This window comes from Marinomonas algarum (genome assembly GCF_020532605.1).
Taxonomy (GTDB): Bacteria; Pseudomonadota; Gammaproteobacteria; order Pseudomonadales; family Marinomonadaceae; genus Marinomonas; species Marinomonas algarum.
Genome location: NZ_JAJATW010000014.1, coordinates 56,591 through 71,720, shown reverse-complemented (window position 1 = coordinate 71,720; position 15,130 = coordinate 56,591). Strand labels below are relative to the sequence as shown.

11 protein-coding genes are annotated in these 15,130 nt (G+C 47.6%); 8 read left to right on the top strand and 3 right to left on the bottom strand.

The annotated features are described in order from the left end of the window. Nucleotides 1-425: 425 nt before the first annotated feature. The 3 genes from gltB to LG368_RS10380 all read left to right on the top strand — a co-directional run bounded on the left by gltB (nt 426) and on the right by LG368_RS10380 (nt 6,710). Complete coding sequence (gene gltB, locus LG368_RS10390) at nt 426-4,877, top strand: glutamate synthase large subunit (RefSeq protein ID WP_226754655.1); 4,452 nt, start codon at nt 426-428, stop codon at nt 4,875-4,877. Between the two features lie 117 nt (nt 4,878-4,994). Beyond that, a complete protein-coding gene (locus tag LG368_RS10385; protein WP_226754654.1) occupies nt 4,995-6,416 on the top strand; it encodes an FAD-dependent oxidoreductase in 1,422 nt (473 codons plus the stop codon). Between the two features lie 126 nt (nt 6,417-6,542). Then, the gene (locus tag LG368_RS10380; protein WP_226754653.1) at nt 6,543-6,710 is read left to right on the top strand and encodes a DUF6435 family protein; all 168 of its coding nucleotides are present in this window, start codon (nt 6,543-6,545) and stop codon (nt 6,708-6,710) included. Nucleotides 6,711-6,718: 8 nt separating this feature from the next. On the opposite strand, the gene LG368_RS10375 is transcribed toward LG368_RS10380, so the two are convergent. Beyond that, entirely contained in the window at nt 6,719-8,302 is a 1,584-nt protein-coding gene (locus tag LG368_RS10375; protein ID WP_226754652.1) for a cation:proton antiporter family protein, read from the bottom strand. 188 nt (nt 8,303-8,490) lie between these two features. Here LG368_RS10375 and LG368_RS10370 point away from each other — a divergent pair, with 188 nt between their 5' ends. Continuing rightward, on the top strand, nt 8,491-8,793 hold the full coding sequence (locus LG368_RS10370) for a 4a-hydroxytetrahydrobiopterin dehydratase (RefSeq protein ID WP_226754651.1): 303 nt from the start codon (nt 8,491-8,493) through the stop codon (nt 8,791-8,793). Here the strand turns inward: LG368_RS10370 and LG368_RS10365 are convergent. Together LG368_RS10365 and LG368_RS10360 are read right to left on the bottom strand one after the other, a co-directional pair. Continuing rightward, on the bottom strand, nt 8,790-9,377 hold the full coding sequence (locus LG368_RS10365; RefSeq protein ID WP_226754650.1) for a helix-turn-helix transcriptional regulator: 588 nt from the start codon (nt 9,375-9,377) through the stop codon (nt 8,790-8,792). The genes LG368_RS10370 and LG368_RS10365 overlap by 4 nt on opposite strands. Before the next feature lie 152 nt (nt 9,378-9,529). Further along, nucleotides 9,530-10,381 carry a LysR family transcriptional regulator gene (locus LG368_RS10360; protein ID WP_226754649.1) on the bottom strand — a complete coding sequence of 284 codons (852 nt, stop codon included), beginning with the start codon at nt 10,379-10,381 and terminating at the stop codon, nt 9,530-9,532. A gap of 127 nt (nt 10,382-10,508) precedes the next feature. Here LG368_RS10360 and LG368_RS10355 point away from each other — a divergent pair, with 127 nt between their 5' ends. From LG368_RS10355 to LG368_RS10340, 4 genes are all read left to right on the top strand, one after another. Then, on the top strand, nt 10,509-11,210 hold the full coding sequence (locus tag LG368_RS10355; RefSeq protein WP_226754648.1) for an HPP family protein: 702 nt from the start codon (nt 10,509-10,511) through the stop codon (nt 11,208-11,210). Nucleotides 11,211-11,323: 113 nt separating this feature from the next. Next, entirely contained in the window at nt 11,324-12,142 is an 819-nt protein-coding gene (locus LG368_RS10350; RefSeq protein ID WP_226754647.1) for a MurR/RpiR family transcriptional regulator, read from the top strand. Nucleotides 12,143-12,236: 94 nt separating this feature from the next. Further along, nucleotides 12,237-13,478 (top strand): amidase, encoded by a 1,242-nt coding sequence (locus LG368_RS10345; RefSeq protein WP_226754646.1) that lies wholly within the window; start codon nt 12,237-12,239, stop codon nt 13,476-13,478. 6 nt (nt 13,479-13,484) lie between these two features. Beyond that, entirely contained in the window at nt 13,485-15,107 is a 1,623-nt protein-coding gene (locus tag LG368_RS10340; protein ID WP_226754645.1) for a gamma-glutamyltransferase family protein, read from the top strand. Nucleotides 15,108-15,130 lie beyond the last annotated feature (23 nt).

Below are 15,130 nucleotides of genomic sequence, written 5' to 3'. Positions count from 1 at the left end.
GATCAGAATAATAGACTGAGTTCGCCACGCAATAAGCCGTGAAAAAGGCTTTTCTCAGGTTTTTTTTGAGCAAAATAAAAAAATTAAGTAAAAATCACTGTAATCCTCTGAAAATTCACAATGAACAGCAGAATTTTCTGTTTGTAAAAACTCCAGCCATAGATAATTCTCTAAGTCCTGCTTCTGTGCCGCTAAAACTACGTTAAAAAACGCCAAAATAGCTTAAAATGCCTCTCCGTCAATTTGAGTCGCGCCTTTCCTCGGAGTAGTATGATCACCAAATTTAGTGGTTCCTGCGTAATTAATAGTCATTATCAATAACGAAATGTCTCGATTTCCAGAAAATCAAACCACCTAACAGTCGAATTTATCTGATTACTTTTTCTACGTTTCTATAACGAATTTTTATTTGTGGGAGTTGGTGTATGAATGCAGGCCTTTATCGTCCTGGCGAGTTCAAAGACAACTGTGGCTTTGGTCTAATTGCACACATGGAAGGGCATACCAGCCATGAGTTGCTTAAGACAGCAATCGAATCTTTGACATGTATGACACACCGTGGCGGCATCGCTGCCGACGGAAAAACGGGTGATGGTTGCGGACTTTTAATTCAAAAGCCGGATATGTTTCTGCGCGGTGAAGCGCAAACCTTATTTGATCACACTTTGTCTGATCTTTACGGCATTGGTATGGTGTTCTTGGATCAAGACGACACCTTAGCGAGCGAACAGCGTGACGTGTTGACACAAAAGCTAACAGACGAAGGGTTAAACGTCGTTGGCTGGCGAGAAGTGCCTATTGATGCTTCGTGTTTGGGTATGATTGCTGTTGACTGTCTGCCACGCATTGAGCAGGTCTTCGTTGACAGTAACCGTATGGACGCGCGTACCTTTGCAACGCGTTTGTTCGTTGCTCGTCGCCAAACAGAATTGGCCATGTCGCATTACGAGAACTTCTACATCTGTTCTCTATCCGACAAAGTATTAGCCTACAAAGGCTTGATGATGCCAGTAGATTTGCCTTTCTTCTACAAGGACTTAGGCAATGAAAAAATGCAAACTGCGATTTGTGTTTTTCACCAACGCTTCTCGACTAACACCTTGCCAAAATGGCCACTGGCGCAACCTTTCCGCATGTTGGCACACAACGGTGAAATCAACACGATTGAAGGTAACCGCAACTGGGCATTGGCTCGTACCAGTAAACTGCGTACGCCATTGATTCCTGAGCTACAAGACCTTCAACCTTTGGTGAACTTAACCGGTTCTGACTCCTCGTCCATGGATAACATGTTGGAAGTATTGGTTACCGGTGGCGTGGATATTTTCCGTGCAGCGCGTTTGATCATTCCACCAGCGTGGCAAAACGTTGAAAACATGGACCCAGAGTTGCGTGCTTTTTACCAGTACAACTCCATGCACATGGAACCTTGGGATGGCCCAGCCGGCTTAGTGATGACCGACGGTCGTCATGCGGTTTGTATGCTAGACCGAAACGGCTTGCGCCCAGCGCGTTGGGTCGTGACCAAAAATGGTTTCATTACCTTGGCATCTGAGGTCGGCACCTACGGCTACAAATCGGAAGATGTGGTGTCCAAAGGTCGTGTAGGCCCAGGTCAAATGCTGGTGGTTGATACGCAAAATGGTGAGATTCTGCACACAGATGACATAGATGAGCGTCTGAAGTCTATTCACCCGTACAAAAAATGGTTGAAGCAAGAAGCGATTCGCATGGAATCCTTGTTGCAAGAGTCGTCCCTTGAATTCGAACCTTTCACCAAAGACGAAATGTCAACGTATCAGAAGATGTTCCAAGTGTCTTTTGAAGAGCGTGAACAGATTTTCCGTCCTCTCGCTGAAAGCGGCCACGAAGCGGTTGGTTCCATGGGGGACGATACGCCGATGGCGGTAATGTCGAGTCAAACTCGCCCAGTAACCGATTACTTCCGTCAAAAATTTGCTCAGGTGACCAATCCTCCAATCGACCCATTGCGCGAATCTGTTGTGATGTCTTTGGAAACGTGCATCGGTGTAGAGCGTAATTTATTTGAAGAAACGCCAAAACACGCGAACCGCATTATTTTCTCATCGCCTGTTGTCTCAGCACGTAAATACAGCCGCTTGTTGGAGCTTGATGATCATCGCTTCCGCATGGTGCGTTTGAGCACAAACTACAACCCAGAAAACGTCTCTCTTGAAGAAGCGATCAAAGCGCTGCAATTAAAAGCCGCAGAGGTTGTCCGTAACGGAGCGGTTATTCTGTCACTGACAGACCGTGATATTCAGAAAGGCTTTTTACCGATTCCAGCGCCGATGGCAGTGGGTGCGGTACACCATTATCTTTCTCAACAGGGCTTGCGTTGTGATTCGAACATCATCGCCGACACCGGCTTTGCTCGTGATCCCCATCAGTTTGCCGTATTGTTAGGCTTTGGTGCAACGGCCGTTTACCCTTACCTTTCCTACCGTTTGATCAACGATATGATCGACAAGGGCGAAGTATTGGGTGACCCAATTGCTTGTCATGTGAAATACCGCAAAGGTATCAATAAGGGCTTGATGAAGATTATCTCCAAAATGGGGATTTCAACGATTGCTTCTTACCGTGGTGCACAGCTGTTTGAAGCGGTTGGTTTGGATACAAAAGTCATCGACTTATGTTTCAAAGGCGTTGCAAGCCGTATTAAAGGCGCGCGCTTTGAAGACTTCCAAAAAGACCAACAAACCATTGCAGACAATGCATGGAAATTGCGCAAGCCAATTCAGCAAGGTGGTTATTTAAAATACGTCCACGAAGCTGAATACCATGCGTTTAACCCTGATGTGGTGCGCAACTTGCAAACAGCCGTGGGCAGTGGTCGCTTTGAAGATTTCACTAAGTACGCTGAGTTGGTCAACAATCGTCCTGCGTCTATGTTGCGTGATTTGTTTACGCTATCAGAGTCGGCCAAAGCGATTGCTTTGGATGAGGTCGAATCCATCGATACTATCCTACCGCGCTTTGACTCTGCCGGTATGTCACTGGGGGCCTTGTCTCCAGAAGCCCATGAAGCGTTAGCGCAAGCGATGAACGAATTGGGCTGTCGCTCAAACTCAGGGGAAGGTGGCGAAGACCCAGCACGTCACGGCACAGAGCGTCGTTCTAAGATCAAACAAATCGCCTCCGGTCGTTTTGGTGTGACACCAGAATATTTGGTCAACGCGGAAGTGCTGCAGATTAAAGTCGCACAGGGCGCGAAACCGGGTGAAGGTGGTCAGCTACCGGGCGGTAAAGTAAATGGTTTAATTGCACGTTTGCGTTATGCCGTGCCAGGTGTGACCTTGATTTCACCACCACCGCACCATGATATTTATTCTATCGAGGATTTAGCGCAGCTGATTTTCGATTTGAAACAGGTGAACCCCGATGCCCTTGTTTCGGTGAAACTGGTTTCTGAGCCGGGTGTGGGTACGATTGCTGCGGGTGTGGCAAAAGCGTACGCCGATTTGATCACCATTTCCGGTTACGACGGTGGTACCGCTGCATCGCCGATTACGTCGATTCGTCATGCCGGTTCCCCTTGGGAATTGGGCTTGGCTGAAGCGCAACAGGCACTTCGTTCAAACGATCTGCGCGGCAAAATTCGCCTACAAACAGACGGTGGTTTAAAAACCGGTCTAGACGTGGTGAAAGCGGCGATTTTGGGTGCTGAAAGCTTTGGTTTTGGTACGACACCGATGGTGGCCATGGGTTGTAAGTTTTTGCGTATCTGTCACTTGAACAACTGTGCGACTGGCGTAGCCACTCAGGATCAAATGTTGCGTGATGAACACTTCATCGGCACGGTAGAAATGATCAAAAACTTCTTCCGTTTCATGGCGGAAGATACTCGCTTGTGGTTAGCAAAATTGGGCGTGACACGTCTGCAAGACTTGATCGGTCGTACGGATTTGCTCGCAACATTGCCAGGTGAAACAGACAAGCAACGTAATCTGGATCTGACGCCTATTCTACAAAATGATCTGATTCCAGCAGACAAGCCACAGTATTGTGTGACGCCTCTGAACCCTCCTCACGACAAAGGCCTATTGGCACTGAAAATGTGGGAAACGATCCAAGATGCGATCGAAGAAAAAGAAGGCGGCGAATTTGCCTTTGATGTGACGAACTGTGACCGTTCTATCGGTGCACGCTTGTCCGGTGAAATTGCCAAACGCTATGGTAACCAAGGCATGGTGGATGCACCGATTACGCTGAAACTGACCGGCACAGCAGGTCAAAGCTTTGGTGTGTGGAACGCAGGTGGCTTAAACATGTACCTCGATGGCGATGCCAACGATTATGTGGGCAAGGGTATGACTGGCGGTAAGCTGGTAATTCGTCCGCCGAAAGGATCTGCTTTCGAGTCACAAGACTCTGCCATTATCGGTAACACCTGTTTGTACGGTGCGACGGGCGGTAAATTGTTTGCCGCCGGTACAGCGGGTGAGCGCTTTGCGGTACGTAACTCAGGAACGCACACGGTTATTGAAGGCGCAGGCGATCACTGCTGTGAATACATGACCGGTGGTATGGTGACGGTGTTAGGTAATACGGGCTACAACTTCGGTGCTGGTATGACAGGTGGCTTTGCTTATGTACTCGATTTAGACCGTACCTTTGTCGACAAATACAATCATGAGTTAGTGGAAATTCACCGTATTGGTACAGAATTGACAGAAGAGTATCGCTCGCACTTACGTTCGGTTATTGAAGAATACGTTCGAGAAACGGACAGTGAATGGGGTCAAGAAATCCTTGAGAACTTCTATGACTACATTGGCAAATTCTGGCTAGTGAAACCAAAAGCGGCCAGCTTAGGTGCGCTTTTGGCGAGTACTCGTCAACGTCCGGAATAAAATACGCTGTCATTGCGTGGGGTGGAAAAATAACACGCCCCACGCGCTGAACGAATCAGTCTGACCCATTTGAGAGAAGTGCCGCTTGCTGACAGGTGGCCAAGGAGATAGCAGCTTATGTCTGAGCGCTTGAACAATGCATTTCAATTCGTCGAAGTAGATCGTAAAGATCCGAAGAAAAAGCCTTTAATCACTCGTAAGGCGCAATTCGTCGAAATTTATAAGCCGTTTGAAAAAGACGGTGCCCAAGACCAAGCACATCGTTGTTTGGAGTGTGGTAACCCCTACTGTGAGTGGAAGTGCCCTGTGCATAACTACATTCCGAACTGGCTGAAATTAGTCAGTGAGGGCAGTATTTTAGAAGCCGCTGAGTTAAGCCATCAAACGAACTCATTGCCTGAAGTCTGTGGTCGTGTTTGCCCACAAGATCGTCTGTGTGAAGGCGCTTGTACGTTAGGGGAAGGTGGCTTCGGAGCGGTCACCATTGGTTCTGTTGAGAAATACATCACGGATACGGCGTTTGCTCTAGGCTGGCGTCCTGACATGACAAACGTTGTGCCAGTGAACAAAACCGTGGCCATTGTGGGGGCTGGCCCTGCCGGTTTGGCCTGTGCTGATATTCTAGTGCGTAACGGCATTAAACCGGTGGTATTTGATAAGTACCCTGAAATTGGTGGTTTGCTGACCTTTGGTATTCCAGAGTTTAAGCTAGAGAAAAGCGTCATGGCACGTCGTCGTGAGATTTTCGAAGAGATGGGTGTGGAGTTTGTACTGGGTACCTCTGTCGGTGACGATGTCCCATTTGAGTATGTACTAGAAGAGTACGATGCGGTTTTCCTTGGCATGGGCACCTATAAATACATGAAGGGTGGCTTCCCTGGGGAAGACCTTCCAGGTGTTCACGATGCGTTAGACTACCTGATTTCTAACGTTAATCATTGCCTAGATTTTGAAGAAGACGAAGCCGATTACGTGAACCTAAAAGGCAAGCAAGTGGTTGTCTTAGGGGGCGGTGATACGGCCATGGACTGTAACCGTACGGCGATTCGTCAAGGCGCGAAAAGCGTGAGCTGTGCTTACCGTCGCGACCAAGAAAACATGCCAGGTTCTCGTAAAGAAGTACAAAACGCCAAAGAAGAAGGCGTGCAGTTCTTGTTTAATCGTCAACCTGTGGAAATTATTGGCGACGGCAAAGTGGAAGGCATCAAGGTCGTTGAAACCAAGATGGGTGAGCCAGATGAGAACGGCCGCCGCAGTGCTGAAATCGTTGAAGGCAGTGAGCAGATTATTCCTGCTGACACCGTACTGATCGCTTTTGGTTTCCAAGCCAGCCCTGCGCCTTGGTTTGAAAAGTTTGGTATCAATACCGATGCCCGTGGTCGTGTTGTTGCACCGAAGAAAGCCAAATATATGTACCAAACCACCAATGAAAAAATCTTTGCGGGTGGTGACATGGTGCGTGGTTCGGACTTGGTGGTGACTGCGATTGATGAAGGTCGTAAAGCCGCCGAAGGCATTATGGACTTTTTAGACATCTAGGATCCTCGCTTAGAAACAGAAAACGCCAACAGGGTGACCTGATTGGCGTTTTTTTTGTCGCGTTTTCATCTAAAAGTGAGTCGGAGAACGTATGCTTTACATCACTTTATAACAGTAGGTTTTATTATGTTCTCATTTCTTAAGTCCGACCCAGCGAAAAAGCTCAACAAAGAATATGGCGAACTCCTTGAAAAAGCCATGCAAGCGCAACGCGGTGGAGACATCCGCTTGTATTCTGAATTGACAGAACAAGCGGAAGCGGTAAAAGCCAAAATCGATGAAATGAAGCGTTAAAGACGTCGCTATGCCACTTCTTTCACCGGAGGGCGAATCAAGGCCAGACTTTCCTCAGCAAAGCCCGTACCGGCTTCGGTGTAAAAGTTAAATACGTTATCAATGCCACTGTTGATCAGAATATCGCGTTCATCTTGGTAGCGTGCAATGGCAGCGATTTGTCCGGTGTAGTTGGCTTTGCGCAGTTGGATAGCCACATTGGTGGTGTCTTCAGCGGCGGGTAAAGCCAGCAGTACCAAGCGAATCCTGGAGGTATCTAGGCGTTCCCAAAGGTCAGCGTCTTCGCCATCGCCATAGAAGACATTTTCGTTGTCGGCTTGCATCTGCTTAATGCGATTGCGGTCGGCGTCCATGCCAGCCACGATATTACCAACAAATCCTTTTAGAGAGTCAAAGGCACCGCGTCCGACTCGACCTAAACCAACGACTAAAATGTCAGAATGAACGGGTTGAGTAAAGCGGTCTTCTGGTAAGCAGTTAGGGCTTTCAAAGCGACGGATGGTTTCTTTGTTTTTACGGTACATGCGATGAACATTGCGATACAAAACACTGGTAATAACAAAAGAGAAAGAGACGGCCAACGCCAATACAACTAACCATTCTTTGGCTAGCCAGCCGTTAGCGACACTCAAGGCCACGACGATAAGGCCAAACTCACTGTAGTTAGACAGTATCATGGAGGATAAGAAAGATGTTCGACCGCGAAGCTTCATTTTGGTTAATAGAACGAAGAAGAAGGCAAACTTCACTAAGATGACTAAGGTGATGATTAAGCTGATGCCTATCATGCTGAGAGTGGGTAATGCGGTGAAGCCTATGGACAAAAAGAACCCAATTAGGAACAAGTCTTTAAAGTTCATTAAGGACTTATTCAGTTCATTGGCTTTAGGGTGTGAGGCCAATAAGATACCAAAAATAAGGGCGCCCAGGTCGCCTTTCACCCCCACAAGGTAAAATAGCTCGTAACCGCCCAAGGCAAGGAATAAACCGGTCAAAGGCAACATTTCACCGTGACCGGCTTTGTCTACTACCTTGTTGATAACCGGGCGAAGAAACAGCAGGGCAAACAGGCCTAACGCCCAAATAGAGGGGACTTTACCTGTTGCGGCAACGAGAAAAACGACCGCAACAATGTCTTGCATAACCAAGATACCCAGCGACAACTGTCCGTGACGTGTCTTTAATTCGCTGCTTTCTTCGAGTAGCTTCATAACACAAACGGTGCTGGAAAAACTCAATGCAAAGCCAACTAAGGCTGCTGTTTTGAAGTCGAGTACCCCGAAATAAGGCAAACTCAATGTGCCTAGCAGTAAGGCAATACCGGCAAAAACGAGGGTGGAAATGCCCATGTGGCTCAGGGTAGATGCCCACACTTCTTGCTTGAGCAAGTCTTTAACATGGAGCTTTAGGCCAATACTGAACAGCATGAGAGTAATACCGATATTTGCCAACGCAGTGAGTGTGTTGCTGGGTTCTAGCCCAACATAGTTGAGTAAAAACCCGGCCAATAAAAAACCGATTAACGGTGGCAAATTAATCAGCTTGACCGCTAATCCACACACGAACGCAAACAATATCCAGATAAATTCCATACAGTCCTTCTAAATTGATGGGGTAGAGTAAGATAAAATGATCATACGAAATTTGCGTGATTCCTGCAGTAGCAAATCCTGAAAGCGAGGGGAATATTTGACATTTGTTTGTTCTTATCGAGATTTTTTGAAAAAGGCCTTAGCGTAAGGTCTGTTTATTCGTCGTTAAAACACATTAAGAGGTCACTATGACACATCAAAAATTGACACAAAAAGACATCGTTGATGCGCTTCAGACATTGACAGAGTGGACGTTTGAGGAGGAAAAGTTAACACGAACTTTTGTGTTTAAAGACTTTCAGCACGCGTTTGGTTTTATGAGCATGTGCGCGCTGTATGCAGAAAAGCAAGATCATCACCCAGAGTGGTTCAATGTATACAATAAGGTAAAGGTGCAGTTAACCAGTCATGATGTGTCTGGTGTCTCCCAAAAAGACATCGATTTTGCGAAGAAAATGGATGCCTTTGCCGCAATAAACCAGATGAATTAGTGCGTGAGGATAGCCGCCATGAGCTGGCTAGACGTGGGTACCAAGCCAACCTTTAAGTCAAAAGGCGCAAACACCTTGTTAATAATGTCAGCCGTGTAGTTGCCCTTGTCGTTTTCGATTTCAGACAGTGTTTTGCGTGAGACACCACAGAGTTTGGTGTAAGCGTCTTGGCGAATGCCTAACACACCGACGCGAAGTGCTTTGAGCGCTTCGCCTTGAGTAATTTCGTCAATCAGTAAGCGTTTAATGATTTGATTCACGGCCACCAATTGCTCTTCTTTCGACATAGGCGACAAGGTTTTAGACGCTCTCTGGCGGTTTGGTGGTGCCTGAGTGTCTTGATCCGCGGTGTGGCGTACTTTTAAAGTCTTCTCAAGTGTGGGGGCCGCTTCTTCAGACACACCGGTTAAAGAGGGATTCACCTTTAACGGTGAGTTGGCTTCAAGAGTCTCTTGCGGTGTTAACGAGGACGTGATGACGTTCTTTTCTTTGTCTTGTTTTTTCTTTTTCAGTGCGCTTTTTTTGGCCTTCACCTTGTGCTTTTTTAAAGGTTGCGCGCTGTCCAGTTGGTCTTTCATCTTCATTTCATCATCTCCTGTGATTCTATGAGTGCTTACATGCGTTTTATCAGATGAGCGTACCGAGGTAATATGACAGATAGGTAACGATAGTCAACCGCTCCCAGCGTGTTTTTTTGAGTATGAGACAAGGCGTCAAACTCTTTCGTCGTCGCGGGTTAAAGCGTCCATTTTGACGTGGCTTGGACACTGCTGAGCAGAGCGCGTTTGGCTTGTTCAAACTCTTCCGTAAAAGGCAGATTTTTGCGATACACCAGATAAATAGGATAGGTGAATTCTGCGGCGTTAGGCACCTTATATAAAGTATTTTCCTTGAGGTGTTGATCAACAACTCGGGTGCGGAAATAGCCGTTTCCCCCTTTTGCAAGTAAGTACTTCAGTGCCATTGGCCCTAGAGAAAATTGTGTTGCGGTACGGCGATTGTAGGGCATACAACGATCAAACTGCTGGGCAAAATCGTCTCCCCAATCAATAAAGACATCAGGAGAAAAGGCTTTGCTAGACGCCACGTGAATCAGCTTTTCTTCTGCAATTTGTTCAACAACTAGGCCTGTAAGGTAGCGCGGACTGTGGACAATAATGGCGTCGATAACGTGTTTTTGGAGAGCGGAATACAAAGCATCTGTTGACGACACATGACTGTTTACCTGCCAGTGAGGCACAGCGTGCTCTAAAGCCAGCAACCAGTCGATTAAAATAGGGTTCCATAAGCTGATTTCTCCTCCGACATTTAAGGGGTATAAGCTCGGAAATTGGCTGTGTCCACTGATGCTTTTGGCTTGTTCCCATGCTTCTAGCATAGCTTGGGCCGGTTTAACAAAGGCTTCTCCTTGGCGAGTCAGTTTGGCGCCAGCTCGGTTGCGCGTGAAAAGCACGCAACCCAACGCGGATTCCAGTGTCTGCATACGCGCTGTCACCGTGGTCTGAGTGACATGCAACCGCTCGGCCGCGCGAGCAAAGGTGCCGGAGTGAAGAATTTCCAAAAACGTTTTCGCTTGTTCAATGTCCATCTTTTTAAATGCAAAATAATTGCATTAATACCTCATTTTAATTCGTTATACATGCACTTATTTTAACCACTACAATTCCCATCTGACCAGCGTCATTCTTTTTATCTAAATGGACGGGATTCTCCACATGTTGGCTTCTTTTTACCGCACTGCCATCGGTTTTATGGGCGTGACTCCAAACAAGACATCGCATACGGAACGCGTTATATCGAGTTCAACCGCTTGCCTTGCTCTGATAGGGGTATTTTATTTTTCGAGTTTATTCTTGTCGTTACCCGATTCTCTGTTGGTGGTGTCTTCTATAGGCGCCAGTGTTGTTCTGCTGTTTGCGGTGCCTCATGGCGCATTTTCCCAACCCTGGTCTTTTGTATTTGGGCACGTTATCTCTGCGGCGATCGGGATCAGTTTTTACCAATATTTTGGCGCTGCCTTTGTGGTTGGAGCAATGGCCGTTGGTGTGTCCGTCGTTGTGATGCACTACCTTAATTGCTTGCATCCACCGGGTGGGTCGACGGCATTATCTTGTGTGATTGGTGGCAGCAGTATCCATGATTTGGGCTATGAGTTTTTACTGTATCCCTTGTTGCTTAATTTACTGGTTATGCTGTTACTCGCCTTGGTCATGAATAACGTATTTCATTGGCGACGTTATCCGGCTTTTTTGATGAAAAATCAGCATAAAGATCATCAAGAGGGATCACCTTTTGAACTAGAAGATCTCTACAAGGTACTTGAAACGGATGATGTGGTGATTGGTATCAGTGCCGAAGAATTAATGCACTTATATGACGCTGCCCGCGAAAATGCCAAAGATCGCCATCGTCATTAGGCGCATCCATTGAGTATGACGGCTATTTAAGAAACAAAAAGCACAATGTCAGTTGGCAGTGAAACAAGAATCGACTACCTTAGTGCACATTATATTTTGATTGAGGTTAATTCGTGGCGACAAAGCAAGATGTGCTCTCTTTGATTGAGCAGACTTACCCAACGCTGTCTCCGTCAGCGCGTTCCATTGCCAATTACCTGCAGCAAAACCCTTTGGCGATTGTCAGTCAGACATCGGCTGAAATTGCGGAGAAAACCCATACGTCGAAAGCCACCGTGAGTCGCTTTTTTCGTCAACTGGGTTACGATTCGCAACAAGGGGCGAAGCAGGCGCAATTGGCCTTGCGTGAAAGTGGCGTGCCTGTGTTTACTCAAGGGTCCTCTTTGGATCAGACCGCACAGGAGCTAAAAAACCTGTCCCTGACGTTTGAGGGATTACGGCCTGAGTTATTAAATGACATCAGTGAACAGCTAGCACAAGCCAGTCGAGTGACCTTAATTGGCTTTCGCAATGCCTACCCACTGGCGCTGCATTTTCGTCAGCAACTGCAACAGGTAAGACACTCTGTACGTTTATTACCTCAACCAGGGCAAACGCTGGGAGAAGACTTACACGACATTCTGGAAGACGAGGTCATTGTTTTACTTGGTTTTCGTCGTCGTACGAGGCAGTTCAAACAAATAGTGACTGCACTTAAGGGACGTAATACCGTACTGATTACCGACCCAACCGGTCAGGTGTACAATCAGCAAGTGTCCCATGTACTGGTGTGTCATCTTGGTAACGAAAGCCCGTTTGACAGTTATGCGGCGCCCATGAGTTTGATTTCTATGCTGTGCAATCGTGTCTTTGGGGTGCTGGGGGAGTCGGCGAATCGACAAACTCAAGCCATTTCCCACTTGTATGAAGTGTTAGACGAATTAGAGCCATAACCATTATCAAAATAAAAAATCACAGAAATGCCTTGTTTCAGTTGACAAGGTTTTGAAACAGTTGTTTCATGTGTTCTGATTCATCGGAGGATATATGAAACATTTCATTGTAGAAAGTCCCTTTCTTAATGTGTTAGAGCGCAGCGAAGCGCCTCTAAAATTTTGTGATGCCTTGCAAATAGAAACACCCAGGGCAATGATGCCTCTGGATAACTTGCGCTTGGCGGTGAAAGATTTGTTTCATATAGCCGGACTGCCGACCTCCGCTGGCAATCCGACGTGGCTGGCAACTCACGCTATCCCAGACCAAACCGCATCAAGTGTTTCAAGTCTTTTGCAAGCGGGTGCGCAATTCTGCGGCAAAACCATCACAGACGAACTGGCTTACAGCTTAAACGGTCAAAATATTCATTACGGTACGCCTGAAAACCCGCTGACCCCCGATCGTTTGCCTGGCGGGTCTTCATCAGGTTCCGCCATCGCCGTTGCAAAAGAGCTGGCTGACATTGGCCTTGGCACCGACACCGGAGGCTCTATTCGAGTCCCCGCCAGTTACAACGGGTTATTTGGCTTACGGCCTACTCATGGGGTGATTGCGATGGACAACATGGTGGCGTTAGCGCCGTCATTTGATACCGTTGGCTGGTTAACGCGAGACCTTGAAACACTCGAACGTGTCGCGGGTGTCCTACTTAAACACGCGCCCGCAGTGGCATTTGATCAGGTATTGATTGCTCACAACTTAATAGAGCATGTTGCCCATCACTCAGAAATCACCGAGCAGCTTGCCCACTGGCGTGCCCAAGGCTTACTTCTAGGTGAAACGGACATCGTCATTGATGCTCAAGCGTGGCAGACCAGCGATACGTTTCGTACCTTACAGGGAGCTGAAATTTGGCATCAACATGGTGATTGGTTGTTTCAAGTGACACAAGCGGCGAAAAAACCGAATGCCGACAAAATCGACCTTCCAATCTTTGCCCCTGATATTCAAGCGCGCTTTGAGTGGTGTCAGACCCTAACGGCAAAAGACATTCAAGCGGCACAACAACAACGACACAATTTTACCCACTGGATTGAAGAAAAACTCACCAACGCGGTCTTGATGATTCCCACCACACCGGGGTTGTCTCCACGATTTGATGCCACCAGCGACGAGTTGGCCGCGTACCGAAATCAACTAATGGATCTCACTGCTATTGCTGGTCTTGCGGGTTTACCGCAACTGCATTTGCCGACCTGTACCCTTGATGGCGCACCGTGTGGTGTGTCATTAGTCGGGCCAAAAGGCAGTGATCTCGCTCTTATCGACTTTGCAAAACATCTAATGGAGTAGTTTCCTGTGAACAATAATAATGTACAAAACAGTGACCTAAACAACCCCCAAGTCGCTTTTACAGCGCCACATTTTAAAGCGACACAAGCTGGGCAAAAGATCCTTGAGCGGGGTGGCACTGCGATTGAAGCCATGGTCGCGGCAGCGGCTACTATTGCTGTGGTTTACCCACATATGAATGGTCTGGGTGGCGATGGTTTCTGGTTGATCAGTGAACCTGGCAAGGCGCCAGTGGGCATTGATGCGTCGGGTAAAGCCGCCGAATTAGCCACATTGGACTTTTACCATGGACACGACGCTATTCCAGCACGTGGCGGTAAAGCCGCCTTAACCATGGCGGGCGCCGTGGCTGGATGGCAAGAAGCATTAGCCGTCAGTCACGAATGGCAGGCAGTGTCTAATGCACAAAACCTTCCTTTATCAACTTTATTGGCAGACGCCATTGCATGGGCAAAAAATGGCAGTGATGTCACCAAAACGTACGTCGACGCCAGCATCAAAACCTTTACCGATTTGGCGGATGTTCAGGGGTTTGCAGGGAGTTTTTTAAAAGGCGGCAGTCTCTATCAGCAAGGTGACACGCTGAGATTGCCGACGTTGGGGGATACTCTTCAACAGTTGGCTGAAAAAGGCTTAGACGATTTTTATCATGGTGATATTGCGGCACGATTGGCAAAAGACTTAGCCAGCGCAGAGTCACCTATTCGTCTTGCTGATTTTCACTCTTATCAAGCCAAGCGGGTCGAACCACTGCAAGTGACAACGGGCGCGGGTACCTTGTATAACTTGCCCGCCCCAACGCAAGGCATTGCGTCCTTATTGATCCTTGCTTTGTACGACAAACTCTACACTCAGGGAAAAACCGCCACTGACATGGCGCATTTGTTAATTGAATGTACCAAGCAGGCGTTTATCAAGCGTAACCAGTATTTGACCGATGAATCTCGTTTGGCGCTGGAACTGTCCTCTTTATTGGACGACGAGCAACTGGAAAAAATGTGTCATGACATTGCGTTAGAACGAGCGCAACCTTGGCCTCACCAAGCCAAACATGGCGACACCATTTGGATGGGCGCCTGCGACAATCAAGGCCGCATGGTTAGTTATATCCAGAGTCTGTATTGGGAATTTGGCAGCGGTGTGGTTAGCCCATCGACGGGCATCGTGTGGAATAATCGCGGTTCATCGTTTTCATTGGAAAAAGGGTCTTTGCAAGAACTGGGTCCGAATTTAAAACCGTTTCATACCCTAACCCCGGCGTTTGCTGAATTGGCTGACGGTCGTCGTATGAGTTACGGCACCATGGGCGGTGAAGGCCAGCCACAAACCCAAGCTGCGCTGTTCAGTCGTTATGTGTATCACAAGATGCCACTGGACCAAGCCATCAGTGAAGGCCGTTGGTTGTTGGGTCGAACATGGGGGGATGTGAGCCACAACCTAAAAGTAGAACAGGATTTTGCTGACGTAGCAGCGGACGAATTAGTTGCCCGTGGTCATGACTTAGTGGTGATTGAGTCCCGCAATGAGCTAATGGGTCACGCCGGTGCGATCGTGTTGCATCAGGACGGTCATGCGGATGCAGCCACCGATCCCCGTAGCGATGGCGCCGCTTTAGTCGGCCAAGCGTGATAAATCGGCTATTATTAGCGTTT

Excerpts from the sequence above, each read along its gene's own strand:
- gltB (WP_226754655.1), top strand. The coding sequence starts at position 426 with ATGAATGCAGGCCTTTATCGTCCTGGCGAGTTCAAAGACAACTGTGGC.
- LG368_RS10385 (WP_226754654.1), top strand. The coding sequence starts at position 4,995 with ATGTCTGAGCGCTTGAACAATGCATTTCAATTCGTCGAAGTAGATCGT.
- LG368_RS10380 (WP_226754653.1), top strand. The coding sequence starts at position 6,543 with ATGTTCTCATTTCTTAAGTCCGACCCAGCGAAAAAGCTCAACAAAGAA.
- LG368_RS10375 (WP_226754652.1), bottom strand. The coding sequence starts at position 8,302 with ATGGAATTTATCTGGATATTGTTTGCGTTCGTGTGTGGATTAGCGGTC.
- LG368_RS10370 (WP_226754651.1), top strand. The coding sequence starts at position 8,491 with ATGACACATCAAAAATTGACACAAAAAGACATCGTTGATGCGCTTCAG.
- LG368_RS10365 (WP_226754650.1), bottom strand. The coding sequence starts at position 9,377 with ATGAAGATGAAAGACCAACTGGACAGCGCGCAACCTTTAAAAAAGCAC.
- LG368_RS10360 (WP_226754649.1), bottom strand. The coding sequence starts at position 10,381 with ATGGACATTGAACAAGCGAAAACGTTTTTGGAAATTCTTCACTCCGGC.
- LG368_RS10355 (WP_226754648.1), top strand. The coding sequence starts at position 10,509 with ATGTTGGCTTCTTTTTACCGCACTGCCATCGGTTTTATGGGCGTGACT.
- LG368_RS10345 (WP_226754646.1), top strand. The coding sequence starts at position 12,237 with ATGAAACATTTCATTGTAGAAAGTCCCTTTCTTAATGTGTTAGAGCGC.